The 17,279-nt window shown below is 36.6% G+C and carries 20 protein-coding genes and 1 other RNA gene; 17 read left to right on the top strand and 4 right to left on the bottom strand.

What is annotated here, in order from left to right:
* The first annotated feature begins 5 nt into the window (after positions 1–5).
* The 8 genes from RGB74_RS09935 to RGB74_RS09900 all read left to right on the top strand — a co-directional run bounded on the left by RGB74_RS09935 (position 6) and on the right by RGB74_RS09900 (position 8,708).
* Positions 6–278: a YokU family protein gene (locus RGB74_RS09935; protein ID WP_310759160.1), complete on the top strand. Its 273-nt coding sequence runs from the start codon at positions 6–8 to the stop codon at positions 276–278.
* A 74-nt stretch (positions 279–352) separates the two neighbouring features.
* Positions 353–1,720, top strand: a complete 1,368-nt coding sequence (locus tag RGB74_RS09930) for an aspartate aminotransferase family protein (RefSeq protein WP_310759159.1) — start codon at positions 353–355, stop codon at positions 1,718–1,720.
* Positions 1,721–1,734: 14 nt separating this feature from the next.
* On the top strand, positions 1,735–2,466 hold the full coding sequence (locus tag RGB74_RS09925) for a CoA transferase subunit A (protein WP_310759158.1): 732 nt from the start codon (positions 1,735–1,737) through the stop codon (positions 2,464–2,466).
* Positions 2,409–3,071, top strand: a complete 663-nt coding sequence (locus RGB74_RS09920; RefSeq protein WP_310759157.1) for a 3-oxoacid CoA-transferase subunit B — start codon at positions 2,409–2,411, stop codon at positions 3,069–3,071. The genes RGB74_RS09925 and RGB74_RS09920 overlap by 58 nt, the downstream gene beginning before the upstream one ends.
* 21 nt (positions 3,072–3,092) lie before the next feature.
* The gene (locus tag RGB74_RS09915) at positions 3,093–4,355 is read left to right on the top strand and encodes a peptidase (protein WP_310759156.1); all 1,263 of its coding nucleotides are present in this window, start codon (positions 3,093–3,095) and stop codon (positions 4,353–4,355) included.
* Entirely contained in the window at positions 4,352–5,659 is a 1,308-nt protein-coding gene (gene gabT, locus RGB74_RS09910; RefSeq protein WP_310759155.1) for a 4-aminobutyrate--2-oxoglutarate transaminase, read from the top strand. Before RGB74_RS09915 ends, gabT begins: the two co-directional genes overlap by 4 nt.
* Before the next feature lie 124 nt (positions 5,660–5,783).
* Complete coding sequence (locus tag RGB74_RS09905) at positions 5,784–7,238, top strand: hypothetical protein (RefSeq protein ID WP_310759154.1); 1,455 nt, start codon at positions 5,784–5,786, stop codon at positions 7,236–7,238.
* Between the two features lie 33 nt (positions 7,239–7,271).
* Positions 7,272–8,708 carry a hypothetical protein gene (locus tag RGB74_RS09900; protein ID WP_310759153.1) on the top strand — a complete coding sequence of 479 codons (1,437 nt, stop codon included), beginning with the start codon at positions 7,272–7,274 and terminating at the stop codon, positions 8,706–8,708.
* Between the two features lie 45 nt (positions 8,709–8,753).
* Here the strand turns inward: RGB74_RS09900 and RGB74_RS09895 are convergent, their stop codons facing one another.
* Positions 8,754–9,008, bottom strand: coding sequence for a DNA alkylation repair protein (locus RGB74_RS09895; RefSeq protein ID WP_310759152.1), 255 nt, complete (start codon positions 9,006–9,008; stop codon positions 8,754–8,756).
* A gap of 105 nt (positions 9,009–9,113) precedes the next feature.
* Here RGB74_RS09895 and RGB74_RS09890 point away from each other — a divergent pair, with 105 nt between their 5' ends.
* From RGB74_RS09890 to RGB74_RS09880, 3 genes are all read left to right on the top strand, one after another.
* On the top strand, positions 9,114–9,254 hold the full coding sequence (locus tag RGB74_RS09890) for a hypothetical protein (RefSeq protein WP_310759151.1): 141 nt from the start codon (positions 9,114–9,116) through the stop codon (positions 9,252–9,254).
* Positions 9,255–9,284: 30 nt separating this feature from the next.
* Positions 9,285–9,469, top strand: a non-coding RNA gene (gene ssrS, locus RGB74_RS09885) — 6S RNA.
* Positions 9,470–9,554: 85 nt separating this feature from the next.
* Positions 9,555–10,442 (top strand): 5'-3' exonuclease, encoded by an 888-nt coding sequence (locus RGB74_RS09880; RefSeq protein ID WP_310759150.1) that lies wholly within the window; start codon positions 9,555–9,557, stop codon positions 10,440–10,442.
* Here RGB74_RS09880 and RGB74_RS09875 read toward each other — a convergent pair.
* On the bottom strand, positions 10,439–11,365 hold the full coding sequence (locus RGB74_RS09875) for a DMT family transporter (protein WP_310759149.1): 927 nt from the start codon (positions 11,363–11,365) through the stop codon (positions 10,439–10,441). The two genes, RGB74_RS09880 and RGB74_RS09875, sit on opposite strands and share 4 nt — an antisense overlap.
* Positions 11,358–11,765, bottom strand: a complete 408-nt coding sequence (locus RGB74_RS09870; RefSeq protein ID WP_310759148.1) for a reverse transcriptase-like protein — start codon at positions 11,763–11,765, stop codon at positions 11,358–11,360. Before RGB74_RS09870 ends, RGB74_RS09875 begins: the two co-directional genes overlap by 8 nt.
* Positions 11,766–11,838: 73 nt before the next feature.
* Between RGB74_RS09870 and RGB74_RS09865 the strand changes: the two genes are divergently transcribed.
* The 3 genes from RGB74_RS09865 to RGB74_RS09855 are packed head-to-tail and all read left to right on the top strand — an operon-like array spanning position 11,839 to position 13,505.
* Positions 11,839–12,507, top strand: coding sequence for a reverse transcriptase-like protein (locus RGB74_RS09865; RefSeq protein WP_310759147.1), 669 nt, complete (start codon positions 11,839–11,841; stop codon positions 12,505–12,507).
* A gap of 50 nt (positions 12,508–12,557) precedes the next feature.
* The gene (locus tag RGB74_RS09860; protein ID WP_310759146.1) at positions 12,558–12,857 is read left to right on the top strand and encodes a DUF6123 family protein; all 300 of its coding nucleotides are present in this window, start codon (positions 12,558–12,560) and stop codon (positions 12,855–12,857) included.
* 15 nt (positions 12,858–12,872) lie between these two features.
* On the top strand, positions 12,873–13,505 hold the full coding sequence (locus tag RGB74_RS09855) for an HD domain-containing protein (RefSeq protein WP_310762838.1): 633 nt from the start codon (positions 12,873–12,875) through the stop codon (positions 13,503–13,505).
* 402 nt (positions 13,506–13,907) lie between these two features.
* On the opposite strand, the gene RGB74_RS09850 is transcribed toward RGB74_RS09855, so the two are convergent.
* Positions 13,908–14,237, bottom strand: coding sequence for a 2Fe-2S iron-sulfur cluster-binding protein (locus tag RGB74_RS09850; protein ID WP_310759145.1), 330 nt, complete (start codon positions 14,235–14,237; stop codon positions 13,908–13,910).
* A 161-nt stretch (positions 14,238–14,398) separates the two neighbouring features.
* Here RGB74_RS09850 and RGB74_RS09845 point away from each other — a divergent pair, with 161 nt between their 5' ends.
* The 3 genes from RGB74_RS09845 (at position 14,399) to RGB74_RS09835 (ending at position 17,258) form a co-directional block, all read left to right on the top strand.
* A complete protein-coding gene (locus RGB74_RS09845) occupies positions 14,399–16,087 on the top strand; it encodes a formate--tetrahydrofolate ligase (RefSeq protein WP_310759144.1) in 1,689 nt (562 codons plus the stop codon).
* A 66-nt stretch (positions 16,088–16,153) separates the two neighbouring features.
* Positions 16,154–16,303 carry a YycC family protein gene (locus RGB74_RS09840; RefSeq protein ID WP_310759143.1) on the top strand — a complete coding sequence of 50 codons (150 nt, stop codon included), beginning with the start codon at positions 16,154–16,156 and terminating at the stop codon, positions 16,301–16,303.
* 94 nt (positions 16,304–16,397) lie between these two features.
* Positions 16,398–17,258: a CvfB family protein gene (locus RGB74_RS09835; protein WP_310759142.1), complete on the top strand. Its 861-nt coding sequence runs from the start codon at positions 16,398–16,400 to the stop codon at positions 17,256–17,258.
* The last annotated feature ends 21 nt before the right edge of the window (positions 17,259–17,279 follow it).

Raw genomic sequence — 17,279 nt, 5'->3', positions numbered from 1 at the left:
AAAACATGAAGTGTCTATGGTGTGAAAACGATAATGCAAAGCAAGCCGGATTAACGGGTTATTGGGAATTGCCGGACGGGTCTAGAGCAATAGAAATAACTGTGATACCTTCTGTTTCCTGCGAATCATGCGGCATGGAATATCAAGAAGATCATATTGTCGATGAAATTGAAGATCAGCTTATGCTCATTGATACGAAAAAAATAGATTCTTCTATTTCATATACAGAATTGATGACTATACCAAGATTTTTAAAGAAAAATTATTTTAAGCTTTAACAGAAAATCGAGAAAGGGAATGTCGCAGAAGATGTGCATTTCCTTTTTAACCTCATGAGGAAGGAGCCTTTTTTATGAGAAAATCACATCTCATTAAACCGGTTCTAGGAAATGATTATCCAGTAATCAGCCACGGAAAAGGAATTTATTTATACGATAAGCAAGGAAATCGATACATCGATGGTTCATCAGGTGCCATTACGGCTAATATCGGTCATAGTGTTGAAGAGATTGCAGAAGCCATGTGGAATCAAGCAAAACATGTATCCTTCGTTTACCGATCTCAGTTTACGAGTGAAGCAGCTGAACTTTTGGCTGAAAAACTTGCAGATTGTGCACCTGGTGATCTCAACTCCGTATTCTTTGTTAACAGCGGTTCAGAAGCTACAGAAACTGCTCTGAAAATTGCAATTCAATATTTTCAAGAACAAGGAATTCATTCAAAGAACAAAGTTTTATCCAGATGGACCAGCTATCATGGAATTACGCTAGGTGCTCTATCTATGTCTGGACATCCTTTAAGAAGACAGCGCTTTACATCCTTACTGGAGGATTTTCCAGTTGCTCCAGCTCCCTATTGCTACCAATGTCCTTTGAAGGATACGTATCCAGGCTGCGGAGTACGATGCGCTGATGACTTGGAAACGATCATTCAGACAATCGGACCGGAGCAAATTGCAGCTTTTATAGTTGAGCCTGTAATCGGGGCATCAGGTGGAGCAATAGTACCCCCTGATGAATATTACTCCAAAATTAGAGCAATTTGTACAAAATATAATATCTTAATGATTGCTGACGAAGTAATGACTGGCATGGGCAGGACTGGAAAAATGTTTGCCATGGACCATTGGGACGTTACTCCTGATATCATCACACTTGGAAAAGGAATGAGTGCTGGATATACGCCTATGGCAGCAACAATCATTTCAGACCGCATAATGAAGGAAATTGAAAATGGCAGCAAGATTGTTATGAGCGGTCATACATTTAGTGCCAACCCTCAATCAGCGGCAGTCTGTTTAGCCGTTTTGCAATACATGGAAAAAAACAACATTCAAGAAAATGCAGCTAACATGGGGGAATATTTATTAAACAACTTGCGGCGGCTTCAATGGAAGCATCCAATAATCGGCGATGTGAGAGGAAAGGGACTTTTATGCGGTATAGAATTTGTTAAAGATCCTTTAACACGAGAGCCATTTGAAATGACGAATAAAATTACAGATAGAATTCTATCCATTTGCTTTGAAAAAGGATTGCTCGTTTATCCAGCAGTCGGAGGTGTTACTGGATTTTCAGGAGACTCCATACTCATTTCTCCGCCTTTAACTATAACGAAAGACCAAATTATTGATTTAATCGATATACTTGATCAATCCGTCAGGGAACTAACAGGTCAACTCATCTCAGCAGGATTGTATATAACTGAAGCCACGAGCTGAAAGGAGTGCTGATATTGGAACAAAAAGTGAGTAAACAAATCTCCATAAAAGACGCCTCACAATATTTTTTTAACGGCATGTCGCTAATGGTAGGTGGATTTGGAGGGGTTGGCGCTCCTCCTTCACTTATTAATCTTATCCTTGAAACAAACATTCACGACATTTTTCTCATCAGCAACGATACCGGTTTCCCTTGGATTGGACCTGGAAAATTAATAACAGAAAGAAGAGTCAAAAAACTTATTGCATCCCACATAGGTTCTAATCCTGAAGCAGGAAAACAAATGCAGGAAGGAAATCTAGAAGTAGAGTTTGTCCCTCAAGGTACATTAGCAGAAAAAATAAGGGCTGGCGGAATGGGACTCGGCGGTATTTTAGTTGATGTAGGGTTAGGTACAGTAGTTGAAGCAAACAAACAAAAGGTTGATGTGAACAATAAGGAATACATGATCGAAACCGCACTAACAGCGGATGTTTCTATCGTTTATGCTAAAAAAGCTGACATTTATGGCAATCTTATATATGACAAGACTGCAAGAAATACAAATCCGCTTGTTGCTACGGCGGGAACTATTACGATTGCAGAGGTGGAAGAAATTGTTCCAGTCGGTTCCTTAAATCCCGAAGAAATAGTAACACCTGGTGTATTTGTTGATTATCTTATTCAAAGTAAAGGGGTGGACTGGAAATGGGTATGGGAACTGAAACAAGGCATAGAATCGCACGAAGAGCCGCGCTCGAAATAAAAGATGGAATGACGGTTAATTTAGGTATTGGCATTCCAACACTTGTCGCAGATTATATTTCAAGTGAATTACATATCATGCTGCACACTGAGAATGGAATATTAGGAATGGGGGGTTCTCCAGCAGAGGGAGAAGAAGATGGAAATCTCTCAAATGCAGGAGGATACCCTGTTACGATCCAGCCTGGAGCATCTTATTTTGATAGTGCAACCGCATTTGGAATCATACGGAGAGGGCTGCTAGATGTGACTATACTCGGTGCTCTTGAAGTGAGTGAGACCGGTGATATCGCAAACTGGATCGTACCAGGTAAACGTGTTCCTGGAATGGGCGGAGCGATTGATTTGGCACAAAAGGCAAAAAAAGTGATTATCTTAATGAACCATACAGATAAGAACGGTAATCCAAAGATCGTTAAACAGTGTTCATTGCCTCTAACTGTTAAAGAAGGAGCACATATGATCATTACAGAAAAAGCTGTGTTCCATTGTAAAGAGAGAAAATTAATTTTAAAAGAAGTGATGACCCCCTATTCAGTAGATGATGTTTTAAGTTCGACTGGTGCTAACGTAATTGTAGATGAAAAAGTTTCTGCCTTTCAATAAAACGGAAGAAGGTGAAAATAGATGCTAGTCAAAGAAAAGCTTTCTAATTGGCTTCTCCAAGAACAAGAAAACGCAGTTCTTTTTTTACAAAAAACGGTACAAGAAGCCAGTACGACTGAAAATGAAGCTGGAGTCCAAAAACTAATCGCTTCTAAATTAGAAGAGATTGGTTTAGAAGTAGATATGTGGTACCCAGATGGTGAAGAGCTGGGAGCGCATCCTTATTTTTGTGCAGGACGTACAGATTTTAGCAAAAGTCCAAATGTTGTAGGGATTTGGCGAGGCACAGGTAAGGGAAGGTCCCTTGTATTAAATGGTCATATTGATGTAGTGCCCGAAGGAGATCTTAACCAATGGGATGAACATCCATTCAGCGGGAAAGTTATCGATGGAAAACTTTACGGACGGGGTTCTACTGATATGAAAGGTGGTAATTTAGCCCTTCTATTAGCCATCCAAGCATTAAAGGAAACAGGAACTCAGTTAAAAGGAGACTTATATTTTCATAGTGTAATTGAAGAGGAAAGTGGAGGTGCAGGGACTCTTGCAGCTGTGCTTAGAGGATATACAGCTGACGCGGCAATCATTCCAGAACCGACTAACATGAAAATATTTCCTGCTCAGCAAGGATCCATGTGGTTTAGATTAACGATCAAGGGAAAAGCTGCACATGGCGGAACTCGATATGAAGGAATCAGTGCCATCGAAAAAGCAGCAATCGTTCTAGCGTCTGTCAAAGAATTAGAAGAATCTCGAAATCAGCGAATTACTGATCCTTTATATAAGAATATACCCATTCCAGTTCCTATCAATGTCGGTAAAATATCAGGTGGGAATTGGCCATCAAGTGTTCCCGATACAGTTTTGATAGAAGGAAGAATTGGTGTAGCACCACATGAAACGCTTGAAGCAGTAAAAATAGAACTGGAAGAACATCTTTCCGCTATTGATGATTCGTGGATAAAAGATCATCCGGTCATGATCGAATGGTTTGGAGCACAATGGCTGCCAGGTTCCATCGATACAACGCATCCTTTAATGAAAACCCTTATTCGTAATTATGAACAAGTAAGCGGTGAAAAGCCTATTATTGAAGCATCTCCATGGGGAACAGACGGAGGTCTTTTAACACAAGCAGGAAATACACCTTCAATTGTATTTGGCCCTGGGGTAACTGCTGTTGCTCATTATCCAAATGAATATATAGAAATTCAAAAGGTCTTAGAAGCTGCTGAAATCATTGCTCTAACTATATATGACTGGTGCGGGGGGATTATAGAATGAAGAAATCGGAAGACCTTCTAAAGCGTAAGGAGCTGAATGTTCCAAGAGGTCCATTTAACACGGTATTAAACTTTTTAGATCATGCAAGCGGAAGTACGATGACAGATGTTGACGGAAAAGAATACATTGATTTTGCAGGTGCTATCGGTACGTTAAATGTAGGTCATTGCCCGCCTCGAATTGTAGATGCCTTAAAGAATCAAATTGAAAAATACATCCATCCTTGTTTTCATGTCATGATGTATGAGCCTTATATTCAGCTCGCAGAAAAACTGAATGATATCACTCCAGGTAATCATCACAAAAAAACATTTTTCCTAAATAGTGGTGCAGAAGCAGTTGAAAATGCTGTAAAAATAGCTCGTAAATATACAGGCAGAAAAGCAATCATTTCATTTGAGCGCGGGTTCCACGGACGTACCCTTCTAGCAATGTCATTAACTAGTAAAGTAAAACCTTATAAGTTCGAATTCGGTCCATTTGCACCTGAAACGTACAAAATGCCATATCCTTATTATTACCGTGATGAGCGAAATACGGAAGAAACAGATGCTTCCATTTTAAGCAAATTTGAAGATTTCTTTTTAGGTGAAGTTCCACCTGAAGAAATAGCCGCAATCATTTTTGAGCCTGTTCAAGGGGAAGGCGGATTTGTTGTACCATCAAAGAATTTTGTTCAAGGACTCCGTAAAATTTGCGACAAGTATAATATCTTACTTATAGCAGATGAAATACAAACAGGTTTTGGCCGTACTGGTAAGATGTTTGCCATTGAACATTTTGACGTTGTTCCAGATTTAATGACCATGTCAAAATCTATAGCAGCAGGTCTACCCATTTCTGCAGTAACAGGAAAAGCTGAAATAATGGATGCACCTGCTCCAGGTGAAATTGGAGGAACATATGGAGGCAGTCCGCTTGGCTGTGTTGCTGCTTTAGAAGTCATTTCAATGATTGAAGAAGATGGACTTTTAGCAAAAGCAAACGAAATTGGTTCCATCATCTTAAATACATTTACAAAATGGAAAAATCAATATGATTTTATTGGAGATGTAAGAGGGATCGGTGCGATGTGTGCACTTGAAATCGTTCAAGATAAGTCTAGTAAAAAACCGGATGCGATCAAAGCTAAACAACTGATAGCAGCTTGCAATCAAAATGGACTTGCCATAATGGGGGCAGGTATATACAGCAACGTGATCAGAATATTATCCCCTCTCGTTATTTCAAAAGAACAGCTTCAAAAAGGACTAAATATAATGGAAGCTCAGTTGGATAAAATCAGTGAAACTGTTTCTTTATAGCAGACTAAACCTTGTCAATTAGGCAAGGTTTTTTCAATGTAAAAATAAGGGAAATAATTTTAGCGACTATTCTAAAAATTATGGTATTATTTCTCTATATAGAGAGAAAAAGGGGATGTCATAGTTGAATAAGTGGAAAAAGCTAGCCGTTGGGGGTATTTTGCTAGGCGGCTTCATCTTTTATACCCAGTTTGCCAAAAGCGCGGAACCCGCTTGGAAAGTTAATGAGAAACAATTCCATGTAGTGGACAGTTTTAATGAAGGAATGGAAAAGGAATACACAAAATTTGAAGAGCTTAGAGTAGTAGATAGTTATAACCTTCTTCAAAAAATAAATAAAACCATTCCATTAGAAAAAGAACTAAGGACATTAACGATAGAAAAAGTTTGGAACTTACAAGGCAGTTTATATATTTTATATAGTGTAGATTTAAAAGAACGGGATAAAAATGCACAAGATGTCCCGCGCCTCCTCGTTAAAAATATGCAACTTTCAGATGAAAAAGACAAAGAATTCTCATTTCAAGCAGGCGATAACCTCACTGCAGATTCAGGATTTGTGTATAAACACAGACTGTATCGTTCCATGTTTTTAGTTCCTAATACGGAAAAACTTGAACGAAATGATTGGGATATTTTAACAAGTGTTAATCGTTTCGAACTGCAAAACCTTCAAGTTTTTAATAGAGAAGGTTTTGACAAAATTAAAAATATCGGTTTTAAAGTTTCATTAGAAAACATCTTAGAAAAAGTACTGGAATCATCTCCAATACATAAAAAATTTATTTACGATGGCAACAAAAAAGCTGAAATAAACGCTTATGAGATTTTATTGTACAGCCGTCAGTTTTCAGTTGATATTCCAAGAGATGATAAGGATTTAATCGGTTTTTCCGGATGGATTGATCAACCCGGCACCCCCCTCTCATGGGATCTTGTAGGTACACCGGAGAAAGGATTTTCATTGCCGACCTTCGAAAAACAATTAGAGCAAGAGAATTCAAAAAAGAAAAAAACGATTACTATTGATGCCTCATTATATAAAGATAAAAAAACTTACTCATGGATGATACCAAAAGAAGATATTAAGAAAATGAACTCACATCCTAATCATGAAATTGTGAGAAATGAGCCTATAACTACAGAACATAATAACACTTTCATTTATGAAGGGCTTCGATTTTATAACGGCAAACCTTCCATACAAATTGGTGAGATTAAAAATAATAAGAAAACTGATATAACATATGAATTATCCCCTGAAAGTTATTTTGTAGATAATGGAGTTACCGAAGAATATGTAAGGAGCTACAAAAAAAACATACTGCATGTAGCAAACAGTAAAAAAGAAACAATGAAAAATTTTGATTTGTTTAAAATTGAAGATGAATCGAAAACGACTTATAACATTGCTTTTTTTAAAGAGGATACAGACGACGGGGCATTAAACACGATTAATATACCAGAAGAAACGTTAACGATTTCCATCACTGATCTCGTTTATTCGAAACCATTGCCTAAGCCTGTGACAATCGCCTATAAAATTCCGAAAATGGAAGCCGCCTTATTTAAAAGATAAAATAGGAATCTACACAGCGAGGGGAATAGTGTTTTGCATACAAAATGGAAAAAAATTTTCATCGGTCTAATTTTAATTATTGCATTTATTTCATATACCCAATTTCAAAAAAGTGCTGAACCAACATGGAAAGTCAATACAGAAAAATTTCAAGTAGCAGATAGCTGGAACGAATTAATGAAATTGGAAGAATCGAAATTTCAAGATTTAAAGTTCGTTAATCACTTTCATTTGTTAAAAGACAGTAAAATTATTATCCCCATTCCTAACGAACAGCGAGAATTCAAGATCGAGAAAACATGGTATTATGCCAACCAATTATATATTTTGTACAGTGTAGACCTTTTAGAAAGAGATAAAAATTTGGACGACATTCCAAAATTATTCGTCGACAAAATTAAACTTTCATCGAGTAATGGAGATTCATTGGAAACTCCTGCTGAAAGTTATAATGGGGAAATTTCATTAGATGGATATGTCTATAAACATCGTGTATATCGATCCGTAATCTTACGCTCCAATTTTGAGAATGTAAACGAAGAAGCTGATTGGGAAAAAATCATCAAAAGTGACCGGTTGGAGTTTACAAAATTAAGTTTATACTCAAAAAAAGGCACGATTAAACTTGATCCTATTTCTTTTAAGGTCACACCAGCTAATGTGAATGAAGAACCTATAATCATTAGTTCAGAGCCAATAAATAAGATAGTTACTCTTAACAATAACAAGGAGATAAAGATTGGTAATTTACAATTTTATCAAATGGGATCAAGATTATCAGTTGTTCAACAGGATGATCCTACCTTAATTTCACTTGTTGGTAATTTCAAGAAATATTTTAGAGACAGTGATGAAGAAGTCAATTCATTTGAATATCAGATTTCAAATGATGGAAAGGGGAGAAGTTATATCGAAACCTATGGAATCATTAATGATTTGATTTCCCTAGACAAAAAGGAAAGAGCGGAAATAATCATTTCTCATTCCATACATAGGACGAATACTTCACACGATTTTACCGTTTCAAAAGAAGATATAAATAAATTAAAAGCAAATCCTAATGAAGATGTGGTTAGAAATATTGTGATATTTAATGAAAACGGAATTAAGGGAGCCTATAGCGGATTAACACTAGACCCAGAAACTAAGAAACCTGTAATAAAATTCACCTTAACCACCGTATCAAATGCTTTTGATTATTTGATATATCCTCGCCCAAAATATCATTTTATAGATATGAAATCAGAGGAAAGTAATTTGACAAACTTAGTTTCAGTAAAAAATCTTGATGGTAAAAATTACGAAAATTTCGAAATACACGATAATTTCGAACAAGGAGAACAAGCGTTTTTTATTGATTTTAATAAGGGACTGCCGACTGAGGAACTTACAGTAACTCTTTCAAATCTAGTGAGCTTCGAACCATTAAAAAAGGCTGTTGTTATCCCATTAAAAATTCCACAAAGATAAGGAAAGACTGTCAGTATGTTATTTATACTGACAGTCTTTTTAAAATTATGTTCTAGGATTACTTTGAGCTCGTTTAATATACATTTCCTCTTCGCCGACTACTCCACATGCTGCACATTGAATAAGCTTTTGAGCACCTTTGTATGGCAGATGAAACATATCTAGGTCATCGCCATCGCCATATTGCTGAACAACACTGCCTGTCGCAGGATCTAATTTAACTGAAACTGGATTTTGTTCGATCACATTGAAACGAGTTCGATTAGTTTTACAGTTTGGACATAAATAAGGATTCGTCATAATCTATCCCTCCTTTTAATAAATAGCTTAACCAATTAAGGAAATTTTATGTAATAAATATTTAGAGGCAATTAAGCCATAGTAAGTAAAAAGGAGGGATTAAACATGGGAAAACAGAAAAAGGCAAACGCAAATGCGCAGCGAAATAACAATGTGAAAGAAAATGGAACAGAAAATCAAACCGAATTTGCTTCTTATGCCGAAATGGAAGTTCAAAAGATGCACCACGGTAAAAAAACAAAATGATTTTACTTCTGAAACAAGAGGTTGTATAATAAAAATCTGCGATGTTCGTGGCTTTCCAATGTCTTTAACCTATGTGCTAACGACGGGAATCCAATATGATCTGTCAGGCAGTCAAGCCTTGCATCCGACTTGGAAGACTGTAACGACAGCTGCGGGTACCCACCTGAGAGATCAGGTTCCAAAGGCATATAAAGTCACGGCAGAGCGGATCTTACTTAACTTTTAACAAGCGTATTTTACATCATGTAAAATGCGCTTTTTTAAATCATATAATTAGCTATTTTGCGGGGGAAAGAGAACATGGAAAAGAAAGAAACATTACTTTTAATTGATGGCTTTAACTTGCTGAGCAGATGTTATTTTGCTACAGCATATGGTAAAGAAATGCACGACCTTCCGAGAAACTCAAAAGGACAATTCACAAATGCGATTCGAGTTACAATTCAAAAATTATTAATGTTAGTTAGAGAGCATGAACCCACTCATATCACAGTTGCGTGGGATGTTAAAAGCGATGAAACCCTTCGAAGGGAAAAATTTGCGGATTATAAGGGAACAAGAGGCGAGCTTCCTGAGCCATTAATCCAGCAATTTGAAACTTTAGTGGAATTGTTTGATACGATTGGAATTAATCAATTAACAATTCCTAGGTACGAAGCAGATGATATTATTGGTACTCTTGTAAATCGTTGGCGAAACGAAAGAGACGGAGAATGTATCATCTACAGCAATGACCGTGATTTATTACAGCTGTTATGTGAAAAAACGTCTCAGCTCATTTCAATCAAACGAGATGAAATTAAATACACGTTATCACATTTCCAAGAAGAGTATGGAATTACTCCATTACAATGGATCGATGTAAAAGCACTGCTAGGAGATAAGAGTGATAACATACCAGGTGTTGCAGGTGTTGGAGATAAAGCAGCATTGCCTTTAATTCAGCAATATGGAGCAATTGAATTTATTTATGAAAATTTTGAAACACTGGATCCAAAGTACAAGCGATATCTTAAAAAATTAGAAGCTGGCAGAGAGCTTGCTATTCTGAGTAAGGATTTATGTACCATTTATACAGATGTACCTGATCTAATCGAACACGACCTTGAAATATGTAAATACGAACTGAACAAACAGACTGTTAGAGAAGCACTTGAGGCTTTAGAGATACAAATAAGAGTGGGTTAACGAACGTCCCACTCTTTTTGCTGTTTAATTGTAAATTTGCCAAGCTTTATTTCTGATAAAACCATACCCAAAAGTATAAGTACACAGCCGATTATTGCCTTTGCATCCAAATGTTCGCTAATCATAATAAAAGCTGTTATAGCAGCAAAAACGGGTTCCATTGCAAAAATAAACGCCACTCGGGCAGGAGAAGTGTATGACTGGAAGTAAGTTTGTGCCAAAAAAGCTAATGCGGTAGCAAATAATGATGTAATTAACAGTGCAATTAACACATCAGGTTTAAAAACTTTGCTGGCTGAAAACATTGATCGCCAGTTCTCTGTAAATAATGCGGTAATAAAACTGCATATTGAAACAGTAATCAGCTGAACAACCGTCAGACTCAATGCATCAAATGTTTTGGCAAACTTACCTGTGAATACGATGTGCATAGCAAAGAAAAGAGCACAAAAAAATACATATCCGTCACCGATGTTTATTGTAAAAGCATTTTGAATGGTCAATAAATATAATCCGTACATGGCAAAAATTGAACTAATTCCGATCTGCCAGTTTAATTTTTGATTTAAAAACAAGTAGCTTAATAAAGGAACTAAAACAACACTTAGTCCTGTAATAAAACCAGCTTTTGATGAAGTAGTATACAAAAGACCGACCGTTTGAAAACCATAGCCTAAATAAAGAAAAAAGCCTAAAATAACCCCATTTCGCAACAATGTTACATTTTTAAAATGGAAAAGTAAATTACGTTTGAAAAACAAAATAAAGAAAAATAATATAAGTGCAGCAAAACTGAATCTTATAGTATTGAAAGAATAGGGCTTCAAAAAGGCAATAGCTCTCTGAACAATAACAAAAGTCGTTCCCCACACAAAAGCTACTAACAATAGGTTAGCGTCAGCAAACCAAGGTTTTTTAATCATGCTTTGTTCTCCCATTTAGCTGAATCGCTTGTCTAGCCAGTTCATCTGCCATTTTATTTTGTTTTGAAGGTATCCATTTAATGAAAAATAAATCTAACTGATCTGCATAGGTTAAGGCTTTTTCTAATAAGTAAACATACCTTTTATCTTTAGCAAAACGCTTATCTACCGCACTTTCAACAGCTTGTGAATCTGTTCGGAATGAAACGATTTTCCAGTTATTATCTACGCATAACTTCAAACCATGGATTAAGGCATTGTATTCTGCTTCATGGTTAGACATGGTGCCTAATGGGAAACGATAAGAATGTGTTTGTCCATCACCGGTTTTTACATAAACACCTGCGCCAGACTTTCCAGGATCACCAGCACTAGCACCATCTATATATACCTCGATCAATTGGGTCTCTCCTTCGTTTAACGTCATAATATAATTATAATGCAGTTTACAAAAATCAAAAAGGAGTTTGGCTATGAAGTTCTCAATTGAATATATATACAAACATCCAAAGTCTCTAGTTATGATTCGTTTCATTTCCGATCAAGTTACATTAGAAGAAGCACTTTTAACTGCATCCGATCTCGAAAATACCGGACGTCTCTCAGAAATTTCATTTATTGACAGTAAGGGGGTTAATTGGAACAAGAAAGAACTATTGAAGCTTACAAAAGTAAAAAAAGAAGAACCGCGTGAAATAAGCTTATCCTTTGATGGAGGATTCAAGGCAGAAACAGGAGAAAGCGGGCAAGGCGTTGTAATCACATACTCCCAGAATGGGGTTCAGTATAGACTTAAGAAAAATAGCAGTTTGGGACAGATAGAATCTAATAATGAATCAGAATATGCTGCTCTTTGGATTGCGGCTAAAGAACTTGAAGCTCTCGGTGTTCAATACGAGGAAGTCCTTATTAAAGGGGATTCTAAAGTAGTTATTGAACAAATGAAGGGTGAATGGCCTTGTTATGAAACGAACCTCCAGAACTGGGCAGATAAAATCGAAACACTATTTAAGAAAATGAAAATTGAACCGATCTATGAATGGGTAACGCGAAATGAGAATAAAGTTGCAGATCAATTAGGCGAACAAGCTCTTAATGGTAAAATCATTAAGGCGGTAAAAGAAGTCATTGATAATTATTGAATGCAACTGGTACAATTTACTAGAATCTGTTGATTTTGGGGTTGAGATGAATGGAAGAAAATGTATTAGAAGATTACATCGCTTTACTTGCTTCTAAAGGCTTTCGTCTACCTGATGGGGATCTTTATTTTATTGATTTTGGAAGACATTATACAGATGCATCTGATTATCAAGTGAAAATCGCGCTTGAAATAACACTTATCAATCAGCTTTCGTTTGATGGAAGTTATTTTATTGCGCTCCTTGAATCATTTGTTAAGGAGAACGTTCGTTCTAAGAAAAATGCATATGCGTTACTTAGTCGACTAGAAGAAAATAATGATAAAAAACAGTCATGTATAGTGGGGTAACATGTGAAACAATTAATGATAGATAAAACAGAAGCATTCGTGAAAAAACAATTATTAAATGATAGCAGTGGACATGATTGGTATCACATCTATCGAGTAAAACAATTAGCTGAAAATATTGCTGAACAAGAAAAGGCAGATCGATTTATCTGTGTTATGTCAGCATTATTGCATGATTTAGCTGATGAAAAGATCGCGGGAAGTGAAGAAAAAGGGCTCGAAGATGTTAAACAATGGCTGCATTCAATCCACGTGGACAATGAAGATTTGATACATATTCTTACTATCATTAAAACGATGTCATTTAAAGGTGGAAACCAATCACCAATGACTACAATCGAAGGGGAAGTAGTTCAGGATGCAGATCGCCTAGACGCGATCGGAGCGATCGGCATTGGAAGAACATTCGCATATTCAGGTGCAAAAGGACAACTAATGTATGATCCTGAAATACCAGTCAGAGAAACAATGACAAAGGAAGAATACCGCAGCCAGAAGAGTACCGCCATCAATCATTTTTATGAGAAGCTGCTGAAACTAAAAGATTATATGAATACTTCCTACGCCAAACAGCTTGCAGAAGAACGCCATAATTTTTTAAAGCAATTCCTCGATCAGTTCTTCTCAGAGTGGGAAGGGAAAAAGTAATAAAATATAAAAACTGATGCTTAACGTACAAATAATGTTCCTTTTAAGCATCAGCTTTTTTTATCGTAAAAAATATTCTTGTCTAATTCATCATTATGCATGATTCCATCTGGATTGAACAATTCTCCAAAATGTCCTGTTCATATAGACATCATTTGGTTAAACGAACATGCTGCCAATTCCTGCAACCATTAATTCCACATTTTCCGTTCATATATTCAGGTTTTTAGTAAATTATCGAGATTTATGAATCATATATCGAAACTTTTCATTCATATATCGACGGGTCGTCAAAATCCGACATTAAAACGACCTACTCCTATAACTTCCTCCGAGCATATAAAAAAGAGCTGCCAAACCAAAGCTACTCTCTAACTTTTGTGACAGCCCTCATTCAATATTTTATTCACATTCTTCTGCAGGACGTGGACCAGCATCTAAACCTTCTGAACTTACTGTAACAATTGGTTTAATAGAAGCATCTGCTGTTACACAGATTTGGCATGATAATCTAATGTTTCCAGATAGTCCTTTCGTTTGTAGAATGTTTGCTTCTTTTTCACCAATAGGACCCAGGTCACCAGAAAGAACTTCTACACGGCAAGTTGTACACTTTGCTTTTCCCCCGCAGCGGTGAAGCATGTCAACTCCATGATCCTCCAGTGCGATAACGAGCTTTTTACCATTTTCAATATTATAAGTGCCATAACCCTGAACATCAATTTTTGCCATTCAATTACCTCCTAGGGAATAACTTACCATCCTATTATACGATATCCCAACATGAAGTAAACTAAACTAAAGTTGTAATAGAAAAACTGATAGAATCAAATACTTGTTTATTATAATATAGAAGATAGGACTTCAATATAGTGATGGAGGGTTTTGTCAATATGTTAGAAAAGATTACGATTAAAAGTGATATCGAGATTGCCCAGTCAGCTAAAATGCTGCGAATTGAAGAAATTGTAGGACAACTTGGAATTGATGATGAAGATTGGGAACCATACGGAAGATTTAAAGGTAAGCTTTCATTAGATCTTTTTCAAAAACTGCAAACCGTTCAAGAGGGAAAAGTAGTATTAGTAACCGCTATTAGCCCTACACCGGCAGGAGAAGGAAAATCCACTGTTACAGTTGGCTTAGGACAAGCGCTAAACCGTGTTGGAAAAAAGACAATTGTCGCATTGCGTGAACCATCTCTTGGTCCGAGTATGGGAATTAAAGGCGGTGCTGCTGGCGGAGGTTATTCTCAGGTTATGCCAATGGAAGATATAAATCTTCATTTCACAGGTGATCTTCATGCTATTACTACAGCTAATAATGCGCTTGCCGCTTTAATTGATAATCATATCCAGCAGGGGAATGAGCTAAATATTGACCCTCGTCGCATTGTGTGGAAGAGAGCACTTGACATGAACGACCGTGCTTTAAGAAAAATCATCATCGGTTTAGGCGGTCCATTGCAAGGTGTGCCTCGTGAAGATGGTTTTGATATAACTGTAGCATCAGAAGTCATGGCGATTTTCTGTTTGGCAAATAACTTAGAAGATTTAAAGCTTCGTCTTTCAAAAATGGTAGTGGCTTTTGATTATGAAAATCAACCTGTTACAGCGGGCGATTTAAATGCTCAAGGAGCGCTTACACTTCTATTAAAAGATGCTATCAGACCTAATATTGTTCAAACTTTGGAAAATACACCTGCTCTTGTTCATGGTGGTCCTTTTGCAAATATAGCACACGGCTGCAACAGTGTAATTGCTACAAAACTCGCTTCAAAATTAGGTGAGATTGTCGTTACTGAAGCTGGTTTTGGTGCTGACTTAGGTGCAGAAAAGTTCTTGGATATTAAAGCAAGGTATGCAGAGATTAATCCAAGTGCAGTTGTGATTGTAGCTACTGTACGCGCTTTGAAAATGCATGGAGGACTTCCGAAGGACGCTTTAAAAAATCCAGATGTAACTGCTCTAGAAAAAGGAATGCCTAACTTAGAGAAACATTTAGATACATTGAAGCAGTTCGGTGTGCCTGTTGTAGTTGCGATAAATAAATTTATTACAGATACAGAGGAAGAAGTTGCGTTCATTAAAGAGTGGTGCGCTGCCAAGGGAATTGCAGCTGAAGAAGCAGATGTATGGGCAAAAGGCGGGAAAGGCGGAGAAGAACTCGCTAACAGAGTGTTGGAAGTTATTGAGACTGAAAAGAATTCGTACAAACCTCTTTATGAACTAGATATACCGATTCAAGAAAAAGTAGAATTAATTTGTAAAAAAGTATATGGAGCTGGGGATGTTCAATTCTCACCAAAAGCAATGAAACAGATTAAACAATACACTGAATTCGGATGGGACAATCTTTCTATTTGTATGGCTAAAACGCAATATTCTTTCTCAGATGATCCTAAAAAGCTAGGCCGGCCCGAAAACTTTACTATCACGATTAGAGAGCTTAAACCATCTATTGGAGCTGGATTCATTGTTGCCCTAACAGGAGATGTAATGACAATGCCAGGTTTACCAAAAGTACCTGCAGCCAATAATATGGACGTTTCAGCAGATGGAAAAGCAGTTGGACTATTTTAAAATTTTATAGTCTTTTAGTGTAATAAAGGAATAACCCTGTTATACTTTGCTAGGAGGGATATACATATGAAACCTTTACAACTTTCTGCCGAAACAGCTGTTAAATTAGCAAAAGAATTAAATGTTCCCCTTGAGCAGTTAATGCATATGCCGCAGCATATTTTAGTGAAAAAACTTATGGAACTTGAAGCATCCAATGATAAAAAGGATGAATAATTAAGAACAAGAAGGCGAAAACCTACTATAGTAGGTTTTTCTTTTTTTTCACATTATTTTATTAACAATTATGATTATGAAAAGAGATGAAAACATGGAATCAAAAAGACCAGGGCTAGTATATCCATTAAAAGTCGTTCGTGAGTCGGATTTAGGAATTATTTTAGACTTAGAAAACGGTGAAGAAGTACTTCTTCATAAATCAGAGACAAAAGGAAAACATGAAGAAGGTGCCATTGTCGAAGTATTTTTATATCAAGATCACCAAGGCAGGCTTGCAGCTACTGAAACAAAGCCAAAAGTACAATTGGATTCACTTGCATGGCTGGATGTTTCAGGTGTAAATCATAAATTAGGTGTGTTTTTGTACATTGGTATTAAAAAAGATGTTCTGTTATCTAAAGATGATCTTCCAGAATCATGGGAAGAATGGCCTAAACTTGGTGATAAATTATATTCTGGTTTGAAACTAGATAAAAAAGGCCGTTTGTTCGCTGATTTAGGCACAGAAGAAGAGATGGTAGAACAAGCAGAAGCCGCAACAGAAGAGCTATTTAACAAACACGTAATGGGTTATGTATATAAAATCAACGATTCCGGAGTATTAATATTTACTGATTCTCAGCAGATTGGATTTATCCATAACGATGAATTAAAAGTAAAACCTCGCCTTGGACAAAAGTTAGAAGCTAGAGTTTCATTCGTGAGGGAGGATGGACGAATGAATTTATCAATGCGCCCCAGAAAAGAGCAAGCTTATAACGAAGACTCTGAACGTATCTATCAATATCTTCGTGAAAACAAAGGACAAATGCCTCTGACTGATAAGTCTTCACCAGAAGAAATTAAAGCGACGTTTCAAATGAGTAAAGCTGCGTTCAAACGGGCACTTGGTAAGCTCTTGAAAGAAGAAAAAATCATACAGGAAAACGGAAAAACTTATCTTCAAATATAGTATTTGTGGAACTTGTATACA

Origin of the sequence: Bacillus sp. NEB1478 (assembly GCF_031582965.1) — a bacterium.
Classification (GTDB): Bacteria; Bacillota; Bacilli; order Bacillales; family Fictibacillaceae; genus Fictibacillus.
The sequence above is the reverse complement of the archived record's forward strand: the minus strand, read 5'-3'. Positions and strand labels throughout refer to the sequence as shown.